The sequence below is a fragment of the Arenimonas sp. genome, assembly GCF_036275555.1.
Lineage (GTDB): Bacteria > Pseudomonadota > Gammaproteobacteria > Xanthomonadales > Xanthomonadaceae > Arenimonas.
In genome coordinates this window covers 22,253-37,184 of record NZ_DASUDO010000012.1, presented here as the reverse complement: position 1 = coordinate 37,184, position 14,932 = coordinate 22,253, and the positions used below count along the sequence as shown (strand labels likewise).

The 14,932-nt window shown below is 70.5% G+C and carries 13 protein-coding genes; 8 read left to right on the top strand and 5 right to left on the bottom strand.

Annotation, left to right across the window (positions count from 1 at the left end; all coding sequences use genetic code 11):
- Positions 1-10: 10 nt before the first annotated feature.
- Positions 11-961 (bottom strand): class I SAM-dependent methyltransferase, encoded by a 951-nt coding sequence (locus tag VFV21_RS03965; protein ID WP_329668187.1) that lies wholly within the window; start codon positions 959-961, stop codon positions 11-13.
- 119 nt (positions 962-1,080) lie between these two features.
- Between VFV21_RS03965 and VFV21_RS03960 the strand changes: the two genes are divergently transcribed.
- From VFV21_RS03960 to VFV21_RS03945, 4 genes are read left to right on the top strand one after another with little or no spacing between them, the layout of a single operon-like run.
- Positions 1,081-1,566: a hypothetical protein gene (locus VFV21_RS03960; protein WP_329668186.1), complete on the top strand. Its 486-nt coding sequence runs from the start codon at positions 1,081-1,083 to the stop codon at positions 1,564-1,566.
- Positions 1,567-1,570: 4 nt separating this feature from the next.
- Positions 1,571-3,430, top strand: coding sequence for a tetratricopeptide repeat protein (locus tag VFV21_RS03955; protein ID WP_329668185.1), 1,860 nt, complete (start codon positions 1,571-1,573; stop codon positions 3,428-3,430).
- Positions 3,427-4,692: an aspartyl/asparaginyl beta-hydroxylase domain-containing protein gene (locus VFV21_RS03950; RefSeq protein ID WP_329668184.1), complete on the top strand. Its 1,266-nt coding sequence runs from the start codon at positions 3,427-3,429 to the stop codon at positions 4,690-4,692. Before VFV21_RS03955 ends, VFV21_RS03950 begins: the two co-directional genes overlap by 4 nt.
- 25 nt (positions 4,693-4,717) lie before the next feature.
- On the top strand, positions 4,718-6,316 hold the full coding sequence (locus VFV21_RS03945) for a tetratricopeptide repeat-containing sulfotransferase family protein (RefSeq protein WP_329668183.1): 1,599 nt from the start codon (positions 4,718-4,720) through the stop codon (positions 6,314-6,316).
- A 742-nt stretch (positions 6,317-7,058) separates the two neighbouring features.
- On the opposite strand, the gene VFV21_RS03940 is transcribed toward VFV21_RS03945, so the two are convergent.
- Both VFV21_RS03940 and VFV21_RS03935 read right to left on the bottom strand, forming a co-directional pair.
- On the bottom strand, positions 7,059-9,935 hold the full coding sequence (locus tag VFV21_RS03940; protein ID WP_329668182.1) for a TonB-dependent receptor domain-containing protein: 2,877 nt from the start codon (positions 9,933-9,935) through the stop codon (positions 7,059-7,061).
- Positions 9,936-10,265: 330 nt separating this feature from the next.
- Positions 10,266-11,744 carry a M20 family metallopeptidase gene (locus tag VFV21_RS03935; RefSeq protein ID WP_329668181.1) on the bottom strand — a complete coding sequence of 493 codons (1,479 nt, stop codon included), beginning with the start codon at positions 11,742-11,744 and terminating at the stop codon, positions 10,266-10,268.
- Positions 11,745-11,960: 216 nt separating this feature from the next.
- Here VFV21_RS03935 and VFV21_RS03930 point away from each other — a divergent pair, with 216 nt between their 5' ends.
- The 4 genes from VFV21_RS03930 (at position 11,961) to VFV21_RS03915 (ending at position 14,020) form a co-directional block, all read left to right on the top strand.
- The gene (locus tag VFV21_RS03930) at positions 11,961-12,302 is read left to right on the top strand and encodes a helix-hairpin-helix domain-containing protein (RefSeq protein WP_329668180.1); all 342 of its coding nucleotides are present in this window, start codon (positions 11,961-11,963) and stop codon (positions 12,300-12,302) included.
- A 65-nt stretch (positions 12,303-12,367) separates the two neighbouring features.
- Positions 12,368-12,931 carry an REP-associated tyrosine transposase gene (locus VFV21_RS03925; RefSeq protein ID WP_329668179.1) on the top strand — a complete coding sequence of 188 codons (564 nt, stop codon included), beginning with the start codon at positions 12,368-12,370 and terminating at the stop codon, positions 12,929-12,931.
- A gap of 34 nt (positions 12,932-12,965) precedes the next feature.
- Positions 12,966-13,430, top strand: coding sequence for an SET domain-containing protein (locus VFV21_RS03920; RefSeq protein WP_329668178.1), 465 nt, complete (start codon positions 12,966-12,968; stop codon positions 13,428-13,430).
- The gene (locus VFV21_RS03915; RefSeq protein WP_329668177.1) at positions 13,430-14,020 is read left to right on the top strand and encodes a HutD family protein; all 591 of its coding nucleotides are present in this window, start codon (positions 13,430-13,432) and stop codon (positions 14,018-14,020) included. The genes VFV21_RS03920 and VFV21_RS03915 overlap by 1 nt, the downstream gene beginning before the upstream one ends.
- On the opposite strand, the gene VFV21_RS03910 is transcribed toward VFV21_RS03915, so the two are convergent.
- Both VFV21_RS03910 and VFV21_RS03905 read right to left on the bottom strand, forming a co-directional pair.
- Positions 14,017-14,331 (bottom strand): non-heme iron oxygenase ferredoxin subunit, encoded by a 315-nt coding sequence (locus VFV21_RS03910; RefSeq protein WP_329668176.1) that lies wholly within the window; start codon positions 14,329-14,331, stop codon positions 14,017-14,019. The two genes, VFV21_RS03915 and VFV21_RS03910, sit on opposite strands and share 4 nt — an antisense overlap.
- Positions 14,328-14,852, bottom strand: coding sequence for an N-acetyltransferase (locus VFV21_RS03905; protein WP_329668229.1), 525 nt, complete (start codon positions 14,850-14,852; stop codon positions 14,328-14,330). Before VFV21_RS03905 ends, VFV21_RS03910 begins: the two co-directional genes overlap by 4 nt.
- Positions 14,853-14,932: the final 80 nt, after the last annotated feature.

Sequence of the window (14,932 nt, the reverse complement as noted above, 5' to 3'; positions counted from 1 at the left end):
TCCCGCGGTGTCAGGGGCGGTGCAGCAGCAGCTGCCAGCCCACGAGGTTGTTGCCGGCGTGGTACTGCGGCAGGCGTTCGATCAGGGTGAAGCCCGCCGCGGCGGCCTCGGCCTGCAGCGCGTCCATGCGGGCCTCGGGGCAGGCGTGTTCGACCAGGTCGTTGAGGCGGCGGGCGGAGGCGCGCAGGTCGGCCTCGGCGCGATCCACCTCGAGGCCGACGGTGGCGGCCGGCGCCTGCTTGCGGGCGTTGAGCAGCTTCTGCACCGCGTCCAGCGCGACGTCGAGCACGCGGCCGCCGCCGGCGTGGCGCGCCTGCGGAATGGCCTGCTTCACGGCCTGGATGGCCGCGCGCAGCTCGTTGGTGGCGTGCTCGGTGCTGCCGGGCGTGACCTGCTCCATCGTCACCAGCGCGTGCAGGCGGCGGTAGAGCTTGGTTTCCTTCAGCACCAGGTCGCATTCGGCCAGCGACTGGCGCGCGCTGCGGATCAGGACGGAATCGGCGTGATGGACGATGAACTGGGCGTCGCCGCCCGGCTTGAGCACGCGGAAGATTTCGGCCAGCGCCTCCGGCGTGCGGGTGAATTCGAGCGCGTAGTGGCCGGTGACGGCGTCGAAGCGCGCGTCCTCGAACGGCAGTTTTTCCGCGGCGACGCCGGGGTGGAAGCCGATGCCCTCGAAGCGACGCGCGCCATCGGCGACGTCGCGCACCGGGTCGATGCGCGCCAGGTCGATGCCGTGGATGTCCCAGGCGTAGCCCTGGGCCTGGGCCGCCTGCCGCGCGATCAGCGGGACCGCGCCGTTGCCGGTGCCGATGTCGAGCACGCTGGCCGTCGGGCCCAGCGTGGAGAAGAACTCCACCCAGGCGGCGCGCAGTTCAAGGTCGTAACCGCCGTCGGGGCCAGCCGGCCCCGTGACGATGGCGCCGCTGCGATGGAAGGTCTCCCACTGGTCCAGGCTCAAGCTTGTGCGCTCCTTGGAAACCGGGGAATATTATCACGATCCATTCACGGCAAATCCCGCGCCCGCAGCGCTCCGCGCGTGGATTCGCCGTCCCCGTGGCGCCCTCGCAAGGAGTCCCCGTGAAAGCCCCCAAGTCTCGTTCCCTCGCCGTCGTGGCGCTGTCCCTGTTCGCCTCCGCAAGCTTCGCGCTGGCGCAGTCGCCGTCGCACCCTTGCGCTGCCACCGAAGATCCCGAGGCGCGCCTGGCGTGCTACGACGAAGCCTTCCCGCCGGTGGCCACCGCCGCGGGCCTCGCCGAGGCGCGCCGCGAGCAGGCCAGGCGTGATTTCGGCCTCAGCGTCGTGCAGAAGCGCGACCAGGCCTCGGAGGAAGACCGCGCCGCCGAACCCGAGCGCGTCGAGGCCAGTGTCGCCAGCGTCACCACCCGCGCCAACGGCCAGCGCGTGGTCACGCTCGACAACGAACAGATCTGGCTGGTCACCGAAACCACCGACAAGGGCCAGCTCAAGCCCGGCGACCAGATCGTCGTGCGCCGCGGCGTGATCGGCAATTACCTGATGCGCACGCCGGGCCGCGTCACGCTGCGCGTGCGCCGGGTGCTCTGAGCCGATGAACACCCTCGCCACCGCGCCGCAGGCGCTCACCGCCGACGAGGCCAGGCAGTGCGAGGCCGCGGCAGGCCTGCTGCGCGAGGGCAAGGTGCCCGACGCGCTTCGCATCGCCGAGGGCGTGCTGGCCAAGGTGCCGCGTTCGCCCGATGCCCTGCAGCTGGTGGCGATGTGCCAGTCCGAGGCCGGCGAGTTCGCGCTGGCCGAGCGCGGTTTCCGCCGCGCGCTCGAGCTCTCGCCCGACCAGCCGCTGTTGCTGGTGAACCTGGCCACGCTGCTGCGCAAGGTCGCGCGGGTGCCGGAGGCGCTGGTGCTTTACCAGCGCGCCACCGAAGTCGCGCCGCAGTTCGGCAAGGCCTGGCTCGAGCTCGGCAACACGCTGTTCGACCTGGGCCTGCCCGACAAGGCGGCGCCGGCGCTCGAGCGCGCGGTGCAGGCGCAGCCGGATTCAGTGATGGCCTGGAGCGCGCTGGGCAGCGCGTATCGCGAACTCGGGCAGTGGGAACCGTCCGAAGCGGCGTTCCTGAAGGCGCTGAAGCTGGCGCCGGGCTACAGCGCGGGCTGGCTCAACCTCGGCGCGGTGATGCGCCTGCGCGGACGTTCCGACGAAGCCCTGGCCTGCTTCGAGCGTGCCGCGGTGGCCGGCTTCCGCGGTCCGGAGCTGGGCGACGCGACCGCCGGCGCCCTGCTCGACGAAGGCAAGGTGGAGCAGGCCATCGCACAGGCCTCGCGCGTGGTCGAAACCCACCCCGGTTACGTGCCGGGCCACGTCACGCTGGCGCACCTGCTGTGGGAGTACGGCCCGCAGGTGGCGCCGGGGCGCGATGCCATCGCCGGTTTCCGCGCCGCCGTCGAGGCGCAGCCCGCCAACCTGTCGCTTACGCATGAGTTCGCGCGTTTCCTGATGGCCGCGCGCCGTCCCGAGGAGGCGCTGGATCGGGTGCGCCACCTGCGGGTGAAGACCGACGCCCCCGGCCTCGCGCTGATGGAAGCCCAGGCACTGGACGACCTGGGCTACCCGGGCCAGGCCCGCACCGCCTTCGAGGCGATCGCCCGTGGCCCGCTCGCGAAGCTGCCGTTCTTCCTCAACGCCTACACCCGCCACCTGCTGCGCACCGGCGACTGGCAGGCGGCCGCCGCGCGCGCCGAAGAAGCCACCCGCATCGCGCCGCAGCACCAGGAAGGCTGGGCCTACCTGGGCACGGCCTGGCGCCTGCTGGGCGACGCGCGCGAGCACTGGCTCTGCGATTACGAGCGCCTGGTCACCAGCCTGCAGATCGAAACGCCGGCGGGCTTCGCAAACCTGGAGGCCTTCCTGGCGGCGCTGCGCGCCCGCCTCGACACGCTGCACCTGGCCGGCCGCGAACCCGTGCAGCAAAGCCTGCGCGGCGGCTCGCAGACCCCCGGCCGGCTGTTCGGCCGCAAGGATCCGCTGGTCGGCCAACTGCAGGCCGCGATCGAGCAGGCCATCGCGCGCTGGCTGCCGACCCTGCCCACCGACGACAGCCATCCCTTCCTCTCGCGCAAGGCCCGGCGCATGCGCATGAGCGGCTCGTGGTCGGTGAAGCTGTGGTCGTCCGGCCTGCACGTGAACCACATCCACCCCGAGGGCTGGATGAGCTCCGCGTTCTACGTGTCGCTGCCGCCCTCGGTGCGCCAGCCCGCGGGCGACAGCCAGGCCGGCCACTTGCAGTTCGGCCAGCCGCCGGTCGAGCTCGGCCTGTCGCTCGCGCCGCGCCGCGTGCTGCGTCCGCAGGCGGGACACCTGGCGCTGTTCCCGTCCTATTTCTGGCACGGCACCGTGCCCTTCGAGGACGAGCAGCCGCGCGTCACCGTCGCCTTCGACATGGTGCCGGCATGAGCGAACCGCTCCCGGGGCTGGTGCAGGCCGCCGCCGCGGCCGCCCAACAGGGCCGCTGGGCGGAGGCCGAGCAGCTCTGGCGCCGGGTGCTGGCGGTCGACCCGCGCCACCCGCAGGCGCTCTATAGCCTGGGCGTGCACGCCTTCAAGCGCGGCCAGCTGGCCGAGGCCCAGGCCATGCTGCAGGCCGCGCACGCCGCCGCGCCGCGCGAGCCCGCCGTCGCCATCTCGCTGGCGATGGTGCTGCGCGAGGCCGGCGATGCCGCCGGCGAGCTGCGCGCGATCGAGGCCTCGCTGGTCGCCGATCCCTATTTCCTGCCCGCCCTGGTGGCCAAGGCGGCCTGCCTGCAGCGGCTCGGCAAGCTGCGCGCCGCGGCCGACGTCTACCGCAATGCGCTGAAGGTGGTGCCCAACGAGTCGCAGTGGCCGCCGCCGCTGCGCGCCCAGCTGCTCGAGGGGCGCGCGCTGGTGGAAAAGGTCGGCCGCGAGATGGAGGCCTTCCTGGCCGAGCGCCTGGGCACCCGCGCCGCGGCGCTGTCGCCCGCCGAGGCCGAGCGCTGGCGCGAGGCCGGCGCGATCATGACCGGCCAGTCGGCACCCTATCCGTCGGTGTGCAGCCGCCTGCAGGTGCCGCGCCTGCCCGCGATCCCGTTCTTCGACCGGGCTGGCTTCGACTGGGTGCCCGAGGTCGAATCGCGCACCGAGGCGATCATCGCCGAGATGCGCGCGGCGATGACCGAGGACGCCACCGGCTTCCGGCCCTACATCGCCTACGAGGCCGGCGTGCCGGTGAACCAGTGGCAGGAGCTCAACCACTCCAAACGCTGGAGCAGCTATTTCCTTTGGCAGCACGGCCAGCCGATCGCCGAGCACCTGGCGCGCTGCCCGGAGACCGCGCGTGCCCTCGAGGCGGTGGACATGGCCGACATCGGGGGGCTGTGCCCGAACGCGATGTTCTCGGCGCTGGCGCCGCACACCCGCATTCCGCCGCACCATGGCGAGACCAACGCCCGCCTGGTGGTGCACCTGCCGCTGGTGGTGCCCGACCACTGCCTCTACCGCGTTGGCTACGAGCGCCGTCGCTGGACGGTGGGCGAGCTGCTGATCTTCGACGACAGCATCGAGCACGAGGCCCGCAACGACAGCGACGAGCTGCGCGTGGTGCTGATCTTCGACATCTGGAACCCGCTGCTGTCCCCGGCCGAGCGCGAGATGATGCGCGCGCTGTCGGCGGCCTCGGCCGAGTTCCAACTGCAGGCGTGACAACCGCATACCCCAGGAGTTGACGATGCAAGAGACAGGGACGCAGGGCGCCGGCACGGCGCCGGGGAGCGCGGTCGCGCAGGGCTTCACGCTGCTGCAGCAGGGCAAGCTGGCCGAGGCCACGCAGCACTGCCGCGCGCTGGTGCTGGCGCATCCGGCCGACCCGCAGGTGATGATGCTGGCCTGCGAGGTGCGCCTCGCGAACGGCGACCTGGCAGGCGCGTCCGAAGCCGCCGACGCGGCGCTGGCCGGCATGCCGGGCAATGCCGCGGTGATGCTGAAGAAGGCGCACGTGCTCGTGCTGCAGCGCGAGCGCGCCGAGGCGCGGCAGCTGGCGTCCGCGGCGGCCGCGCTGGCGCCGGGCGACGGGCGCAGCCAGTGGGCGGCCGGCAAGATCTTCGCCAACTGCGGCGACGCCGCGGCGGCCTGCCCGTATTACGAGGCGGCGATCGCGGCGGGCATGACCCACTGGGCCCTGAACTTCGACCTGGCCAGCGCGCAGTTCTTCGCCGGCCAGTTCGACGCCGCCGACCGCAACCTCGCGCGGGTGCTGGCCCACGTACCCGGGCACGGCCAGGCCATGTACCTGCGCTCGGTGCTGCGGCGCCAGACCCGGAACGACAACCACGTGGCCGACCTCCAGGCCCGGCTGCAGGGCAAGCTGGCCTCGCCGGCCGATGCCGCCGCCGGCCTGTATGCGCTGGCCAAGGAGTTCGAGGACCTAGGCGAGGACGCCGCCTCGTTCAAGGCGCTGTCCGACGGCGCGGCGCTCAAGCGCCGCGCGCTGAACTACGACGCGGCCGCCGAGCGCGCGTCCATCGACGGTCTGCGCAGCCTCTACACCGCCGAGGTCATGGCGCGGCCGACGCCGGGCCACGAGGAGGAGGGCGCCATCTTCATCGTCGGCATGCCCCGCACCGGCACCACGCTGGCCGAGCGCATGCTGGCCAGCCAGGGCGAGGTCGGTTCCGCCGGCGAGCTGCTCGACTTCGGCCAGCTGCTGGCCCTGGCCGCGCAGGAAGCGCAGGCGGCGCAGCCGCACCTGTCGGTGGCGGAGGCCTCGCTGGGCATCGATTTCGCCGCGCTGGGTCGCCGGTACATGCACGCCGCGCGGCAGGCGGCGCCCGGCAAGCGCTATTTCATCGACAAGATGCCGATCAACTTCATGTACTGCGGCATCCTGCGCAAGGCGCTGCCCAAGGCCCGCATCATCCACCTGGTGCGCGACCCGATGGACACCTGCTACGCGGTGTTCAAGACGCTGTTCTACCAGGCCTATCCCTTCAGCTACGACCAGGCCGAACTGGCGGCGTACTACGCCACCTACCGGCGCCTGATGCAGCACTGGCAGGCGGTGATGCCGGGCGCGATCCTGGACGTGCGCTACGAGGACCTGGTAACGGACACCGAGGCGCAGGCGCGGCGGATGCTCGACTTCTGCGGCCTGGCCTGGAACCCGGCCGTGCTCGATCCTTCCGCGCACCCGGGCGCTATCGTCAGCGCCAGCGCCGCCCAAGTGCGCGAGCCGGTGCACGCCGGCTCGGTCGGCAAGTGGCGCCGCCACGAGGCCGGCCTCAAGCCGCTGCGCGACCGTTTGGCCGCCGAAGGTTTCCTGGCCTCCTGACTCTGGCCACTGGCCCCGGTCCGGGTCATCTGGTGTGGTGGACGGAGGGCCCGCGGCGTCCGACTCCGATGCTTGCGCGTGTGCGATCCGGACCAAGGCCGGGCATCTTTCTCGCTGATCCGGCTTGTCTAACTGATTTACGCGCTTAACTCCGCTGCGGCCTATCGCGCGCGTCCCTTCGGACGCGAGGTGTCGCGGCGGCGCGAGCCGGGAAGTTGGCTAGATTGGGAGTCCTATGCGCCCGGCGGCGGGTGTGGGGCCTTGGCGATTCTTATCGGTCCGTTCTACTCCGATCGCTTCGTCTCAACGGCCAGGCCACTCGATCGCTCTTGAGAAAAGCCGCCGCCTGGGTCGCCGCTCGCGCGCGATGGATCGCCGAGCCGCCCATCGGAAAAGAACGGACCCAGGCTCCACGCCTTACACCCCCACCCGCCGCCGGGCGGATAGGTCTATGGCATTGGCCACCTTCCACGCTGGCCTTGAAGCCTCATCTCGCGTCCGAAGGGACGCGCGCGATAGGCCGTCCGCGGCTACTTGCCGTGCGCTGGTCAGCCAGCCAGGTCAGCAAGAAAGATGCCGCGCCTTGGTCCGGATCGCACACGCGCAAGCATCGAAGCGCGTGGCCACGGGCCTTCCGTCACGAAACCAGGCGGGTACGCACCGGCGGCGCCGGCGCCATACCCCCAGCAAAAAAAAAGCGGCGGGCCGAGGCCCGCCGCTCAAGGTGTTGCTTAAGTGTTGCTTAGAACTTGAACGTCACCGAGGTGAAGAAGTAACGACCAGCCTGGTCGTAACCACCCAGCGAGTTGCCGTTCAGCGGCGCCAGGGCGCCACCGACCAGCGGCGGCTCCTTGTCCGCGATGTTGTTCACGCCGACGGTCAGCTCCGCGTACTCGCCGATGTAGGCCGAGGCCGACAGGTCGAAGTAGTTGTAGGCATCGATACCGCCGTTGGCGGCCGTCAGGGTGTCACCGGTGCCGCGGGTACCGTCGGTGAGGATGTAGTCCATCTCACCGAAGTAGCGCCAGCGCAGGTTGAAGGTGTACCAGTCACGCGAGTAACGCACGTTCGCGATGTGGCGCCATTCCGGCGACTGGCAGCTCGGGTTGACGAGGCCGGCGCAGTCGTAGGTGGCATCTTCGTTCACGCCCGGGAGCGGGGTGATTTCCTGCTCGAGCAGGTAGCTGCCCTGCAGGGAGGTCGCGAAGCGGCCGCCCAGGGCGTCGAAGCGGTAGTTGACGCCGAGGTCGATACCGCGGAACGAACGCTCACCGAAGTTGTCGGTCAGGTTGGTCACGAAGCCCGAGGTGGCCGGGTCGCTGCCGCGCCAGAGGTCGCCACCGCCCGAACGGTTCACGCGGTCGCACAGGAACGGGTCGCCGGTGATGCCGCAGAAGGTCAGGATGGTGGAGGCGCCGATGGTGCCGATCGCGTCTTCCAGGAAGATGTCGTAGTAGTCGACGCTGATCTGCAGGTTGTCGATCGGGGTGATGACCACACCGAAGGTGTAGGTATCAGCCTGCTCGGGCTTCAGGTTCGGGTTGCCACCGATGAACTGGTTGTACTGGCCAGCCGAGTTGTCCGGGACCAGGCCGTAGCGCGCCGGATCCAGGCCGGTGTTCTGGCACTGGGCGACGGTGAACTCCGGCGTCGGGCCGGCGCACGGGTCGGAACCCGCCCACAGGGCGATCGACTGGGTCGCGAACAGCTCGTTGATGCCCGGGGCGCGGATCGCACGGTTGTAACCACCACGCGCGCGGACCATGCCGAAGTCGGCGTTGAAGCCGAACTTGTAGGTGTCGGCGGTGCCGGACAGGTCGTAGTCGGAGTAGCGGTAGCCGATGTCGAACGACAGGCTGTTGACGAAGCCGACGTCGGACAGGACCGGGATGATCGACTCGAGGAAGAACTCGGTCACCTTGGTGCCGCCGCTGACCGGGGTCGCCGGGCCGCCGGCGCCGGCGAAGTTGCCGGCCTGGCTGTCGGAGTCGGCGTTGAAGTCGTAGGTCTCTTCGCGCCACTCGGTACCGACCACCAGCGAGATGTTCTCGCCGCCGGCCGACGGGAAGCCGAAGCCAACGTCACCGGTGGCGTACGCGTTGAACTGCGTCAGGCTGGTCGAGGTCTCGTAGATCGAGGTGCCGGCGAGGGCAGCCGCGGCCTCCGGGGTCACGCCGTTCGGCACCCAGACGTTGTACGGGATGCAACCCGCGAACGAGCCGGCCGGGCAGCCGAGGATGCCGTCGACGATGCGCTGGTTCAGGAAGTCGTTCAGGCCCTGGCTGTCGTCACGGGTCTGCGCACGCAGCACCGAGGCGTTGTACGACCAGTTGTCGTTGATCGAGCCTTCCAGGCCGGCGACGACGCGGAACGAGTTGGTCTCGTCGATGCGGATGCGCGGGCCGCCTTCCACGTTGCGCTTGGCGACGTAGACGTCGAACGGCAGGGTCGGGTCGAGGCCGAGGTCGGAGCAGAGGCTGCCCACCAGCGGGTTGGCGCAATCCAGGCCCGGGACCAGGGTGAAGAACGCACCGGACTCGGCGATCTGCGAGGAGTCGCCGCGGTTGATGTACATCAGCTCCATGTACGGGCGGAAGTGCTCGTTGATCTCGTACTTGAGCGAGGCGCCGAAGGTGTAGCGCTCGTCCGGACGCTGGTAGTAGTTGATCGGGGCGAAGTTGTACGGCGCGCCGTAGGAACCGGCCCAGCTGCCGTCCGGGTTCAGCGAGGTCGAGAAGCCGTCGTCGTAGATGCCGTCGCCGTCGGTGTCCTGGCCCACGTAGAAGTTGCCGGCCGCGTTGGTGGCCGAGCCGCCGCAGGCGGTGCCCGGGGCGTTCAGGGCGCAGGACGAGTAGTCGCGCTCACCCTGGAACAGGGCTTCGTTCTTGCGGTAGGTCAGCCAGGCGGTGGCATGGCCGGCGCCTTCGGCGAAGCTGCCGCCCATGGCGATGTCGACGTTCTTCGAGACGCCGTCAAAGCCCGAGTTGCCCGACGGGTAGTCGAAGTTGCGGGCGTCGAGGCGACCCTGCATGTACTCGTTGTCGTTCTTGTGCTGGTAGGCGCTGTAGCCACCCGTGATGGAGATGCCTTCGAACTCGGTGTCGAGCACGAAGTTGACCACGCCGGCGATGGCGTCGGAGCCGTACACGGCCGAGGCGCCGCCGGTCAGGATGTCAACGCGGCTGACGAGGGCAGCCGGGATGATGGAGATGTCGCGGACTTCCGCGGCGCCCGGGGGCAGGCGGTTGCCGTTGACCAGGGTCAGGGTGCGCTGCGGGCCGAGGCCACGCAGGTCGATGGTCGGGTAACCGGTCGCGCCGTTGTTGGCGAAGGAGTCGAAGTAGGTCGACAGCTGCGGGTACTGGTTGACGAGGTCGTCAACGCGGGTGGCGCCGGCGAACTGGAACTCGTCACGGTTGATCTCGACGACGGGCGACGAGGCGGTGACGGTCTGGCTCTGGATGCGGGTACCGGTGACGACGATCGCGTCAAGGGTGGCGGCTTCGTCCTCAGTGCCTTCGTCCTGGGCGATCGCGGCGCCGGTGCTCATGGCGGACGCAGCACCCACGACGAGCGCGAACTTGATCGCGTCGCGGAGCTTGGTGGTCTTCAAAGTCATCTCTACTCTCCAAGTGGTTCTTGATTTGGCATGGGAGCCCGCCGCCGACGTGAAGCCACGCACCCCGGGTAACCGGCAGACCGCCCGACTATAAGCGGGCCCGGGCATTAATTAAAGTGTCGTTAAGAAAGCAATCAAGAGCGCCTTCACGCCATTCATTGTCCTGAATGGGACGACGGTATTATTACGGCGGCTATTGTCGCTATATCGCGACGGTCGCTGCCGTCCCCCCAAAAGCATGTGGGAGGGACTTCAGTCCCGATGCTTTTCACCGAAAAGCATCGGGACTGAAGTCCCTCCCACAGGGGTGTCCCGGGTCGGGGGGGGGGCTCAGCAGCAGCCGTGGTCGCCGAACTGGGCGGCGCCGGCCTTGACGCCGACGCCCTGGGTCTTGCCCTGTTCGCTGGCCACGTAGTGCTCGGCGATCACCCGGGCCACGGCGGCGGTGACCCGCTTGCCGGTGGGGATGTGCAGGAACTCGTTCGGGCCGTGGGCGTTGGAGTGCGGGCCCAGCACGCCGGTGATCATGAACTGGGCGCCCGGGAACTTCTCGCCCAGCATGCCCATGAAAGGAATGGTGCCGCCTTCGCCCATGTACATGGCCGGGGCGCCGAAGAACTCCTGGCTGGCGGTGTCGATGGCCTTCTCCAGCCAAGGCGCAAGCAGCGGAGCGTTCCAGCCGGTGCTGGCCTTTTCCAGCTCGACCTCGACCTTGCAGCCGTTGGGCGGGTTGGCCTCGAGCACGCGCTTGAGGATCTCGCCGGCCTTCTTGGGCTCCAGGGTCGGCGGCAGGCGCAGGCTCAGCTTCACCGCGGTGTGCGGGCGCAGCACGTTGCCGGCGCTCGACAGCGGCGGCATGCCGTCCTGGCCGGTCACCGACAGGGCCGGGCGCCAGGTGCGGTTGAGCACCAGCTCGGCCAGGTCCGGGTGCATCGGGGTCATGCCGGGCAGGAACGGGAACTTGTCCCAGACCTCGGTGCCCAGCACTTCGGCGGCACGCCTGGCCTGGGCGATGCGCTGGTCGGGGATGTCCACGTACAGGTCCTCGACCAGGATCTTGCCGGTGGCCTCGTCCTCGAGCCGCGACAGCAGCTGGCGCAGGATGCGGAAGCTGGAAGGCACGATGCCGCTGGCGTCGCCGCTGTGCACGCCTTCGCTGAGCACGCTGACCTTGAGGTTGCCGCCGGCCAGGCCGCGCAGCGAGGTGGTGCACCAGAGCTGGTCGTAGTTGGCGCAGCCCGAATCCAGGCACACCACCAGCGAGGGCTTGCCGATGCGGTCGGCCAGGTGGTCGACGTAGAAGGGCAGGTCGTAGCTGCCGGATTCCTCGCAGGCTTCGATCAGGATCACGCAGCGGCTGTGCGGCTTGCCCTGTTCCTTCAGCGCGCGGATGGCGGTGAGCGAGCCGAACAGCGCGTAGCCGTCGTCGGCGCCGCCGCGGCCGTAGAGCTTGTCGCCCTTGATCACCGGCTTCCAGGGGCCGAGGTCGTCGGCCCAGCCGGTCATCTCGGGCTGCTTGTCGAGGTGGCCGTAAAGCAGCACGCAGTCGTCGCCCTCGCCGGGCACTTCGATGAAGATCAGCGGGGTGCGGCCCTCGAGCTCGACCACGTCCACGGTCATGCCGGCGATCGGCTGCGCCCTGGCCCAGCCCGCGAGCTGCTTCACCGCATCATCCATGTAGCCGTTCTCTTTCCACTGCGCATCGAACATGGGCGACTTGTTCGGGATGCGGATGTACTCGACCAGCTGCGGGACGATGTCGCCGTCCCAGGCGTCGGCGATGAAGCGGTCGGTCTTGGCGGTGTCCATGGCTTTCCTTCTTGCAGCGAGGGGATGTCCGGATTTTACCCCCGATGGCCGGGACCCTGCCGAACGCGGGTAGGAAGGCGCCGACGCGGGTTGGCGCGTGCTTCGCAGGGCGTTGGCCTGCGAACGGCGATGGGGCCGCGCGCGCGAGCGATCGAGACTGGCGCTGCCGGTGCGGGCCGACCGCGACCGGCCCACCCATTCCCGAGAGGTATCGCCATGCGCAAGTCCATTTCACTGCTTTCCACCCTGCTGCTGTCGGCCCTGCTGGCCGGCGCCGCCCACGCCGCCGAGAAGGTGGACATCAACTCGGCCGACGCGGCCACGCTCGATCGCGTGCTCGACGGCGTCGGCCCCAGCAAGGCCGAGGCCATCGTCGCGCACCGCAAGCAGCACGGCGCCTTCCGCAGCGCCGACGAGCTGGCCGAGGTGAAGGGCATCGGCCTGTCCACCATCGAGGCCAACCGCGAGCGCATCACGGTCGGCGCCGGCGCCGCGGCCGCCAAGGCGCCGCCGGCGGAGGACGCGGCCCCGAAGTCGCCGGCGCCGGCCGGGGGCTGAGGCTTTCCAGCGCGGGGCCCGGCCTTCGCCGGGTCCTCCGTTCCCCGCGATCCAGGAGGCCCTCGATGTCCGCGATCCTGCCGGCTTCGGCCCGGCCCTCCAGCGGCTACCGCGCCCGGCGGCTGGAGCACCGCTCCGTGCCGGGCCGCACCTACGTGCTGACGGTGAACACCTTATATAAGCGTCCCGTATTCCGGGACGACGAGGCGGCCCGGGCGGTGTGCCGGGTCCACACGGCCGCCTGGCCCTGGCGGGACGCCTGCCTGCTGGCCTGGGTCCTGATGCCCGACCATTGGCATGGGCTGGTCACGCTGGGCGAGCGCGATTCGCTGTCGACGCTGGTGGGCCGGTTCAAGGCGATCACCTCGCGCGCGGTCGAGGACCGGCACCGGGTGAACGGCTGGCTGTGGGGCCGAGGCTTCACCGACCGCGTGCTCGGGCCGGACGACGACCCGGTGGCCGAAGGCCGGTACCTGGTGGCCAACCCCCTGCGCGCGGGGTTGGTGGCGAGCCTGGCGGACTACGCCTACTGGAACGCGGCGTGGCTGCAGCCGGGCGACCTGCCGCCGGACGCCGGCCGCGGCGCCCCGGCCGCGGTGCGGGACGCCGACGACCCGTCCACGGGCTGATGGGCGCGGCCGGGGCCTGCGCTAGACTTTGGCCATGATCCTGCCGCGCTATCGCATCGCTGACTCCTCCATTCCCGGCGCCGGACGCGGGCTGTTCCTCGAAGAAGCGGTGGCGCCCGGCCGCATCGTCGTCGCGCCCGACAACATCCCGGCGACGCAGCGCTGGGAGAGCATCCGCGCGCGGCCGGACGCGGCGGCCGCGATGGCCGCGGCGGTGCGATGGTTCGAGGACCAGTGCACGGTGTCCCTGGACTGGCCGGACGAGTGCTACGTCAACCACAGCTTCTCGCCGAACGGGCTGTGGCACCTGGGCTTCATCTTCGCGGCGCGGCCGCTGCGCGCGGGCGAGGAGCTGACGGTGGACTACCGCCACCTGCTGCCGGAGGGCGAGCAGGAAGCGTTCCGTGACGCCGCCAGCGGCGAGGCGATCGTCGGCTTCTCGTGGGCGGAGTCGCTGGCCCGCTCGACGCGCGAACTCGCCGCGCTGCAGGCCGCCTGATGCGCCTGCTGCACCTGCCCGCGCACGAATACCGCCGCGAGCGCTGGCGCAACGAGCGCGGCTGGACCCGGGAGATCCACCGCCATCCCGAGGGTTCCGCCGACTGGCAGTGGCGTGCTTCCATCGCCGAGATCGACCAGGACGCGCCGTTCTCGCCTTTCCCCGGCTGCGACCGCGAGCTGGTGCTGCTGGCGGGCGAGGGCATGCACCTGCAGTTCGACGACGGCGAGCGCGAGCGCGTGCCGATGATGCCGCCGCACGACCGGCTGCGTTTCGCCGGCGAGCGCGCGCTGCACGCCGAGCTGGTGGCCGGCCCGACCCACGACTTCAACCTGATCTGGCGCCGCGAGGCGTTCGACGCGACGCTGCTGCACCGGCCGCTGGTCGGCGCGATGGTGTTCTTCGCCGAACCCGGCGTCACCTGGCTGGTGCACCTGATGCGCGGCCAGGCGCACGTGAAGGACCTCGCCCGCCCCCTGCACCTGGCCCAGGGCGACAGCCTGCTCATGACCCACGATCCGGCCAGCCCCTCGCGCCGCATCCTCGACGGCGGCGGCGAACTCCTCCTCGCCAAACTCACGCCGCGCTAGCGGTCGTCGCGGGTCCAGATGGCGCCGTCTTCGCGTTTCACCGGGAATTTCGGCACGGCCGAGTAAGCCGGGGCGCAGAGGGCCTCGCCGGTGCGCAGGTCGAAGCGGGCGCCGTGCAGGGTGCACTCGACCTGGTCGCCGTCGATCGGGCCGGCGCTGAGTTCGAAGTCCTCGTGGGTGCACTTGTCCTCGAGCGCGTACAGTTCGCCGTCGAGGTTCACCACCAGGATCGGGGTGTCGCCGTCCCAGGCCACGCGCGATTCGCCCGGCAGCAGCTCGGACTCGGCGCAGACGCGCACCCAGGCGGTCACAGCGCCTTCTCCAGCACCTCGAAGCGCAGGTCGTCGCGCAGCGGGATGCCGAAGCGCTCGTCGCCGTAGGGGAAGGGCTTCTTGAGGCCGGTGCGGCGGTAGCCGCGGCGCTCGTACCAGGCAATCAGCTCGTCGCGAACGTCGATCACGGTCATGCGCATCACCAGCATGCCGTAGTCGTCGCGGGCGATGCGTTCGGCCTCGGCCATCATTTCCTTGCCGATGCCGCTGCGCTGCAGCGTCGGCAGCACCGAGAACATGCCGAAGTAGCCGGCGCCGTCCTCGACCGCCACGTGGGCGCAGGCGAGCACCTGTCCGGCGCGCAAGCCCAGCAGCACCTGGCTGCGCGGCCGCTGGATGTGCGCGAGCACGTCGTCGGTGTTCGTGCGGCGGCCGTCGAGCAGGTCGGCCTCGGTGGTCCAGCCGGCGCGGCTCGCGTGGCCCCGGTAGGCCGACTCGACCAAGGCGACGATGGCCCCGGCATCGGCCGGCGTGGCGGCGCGGAATTCGAGCGGCGGCAGCCAGCCGTCCCCGGTGCCACCGCCCGCCGCGGTGCCCGGGGCCGCAACGGTGCCCGCACCGGGCGTATCCTTCTGCCAGT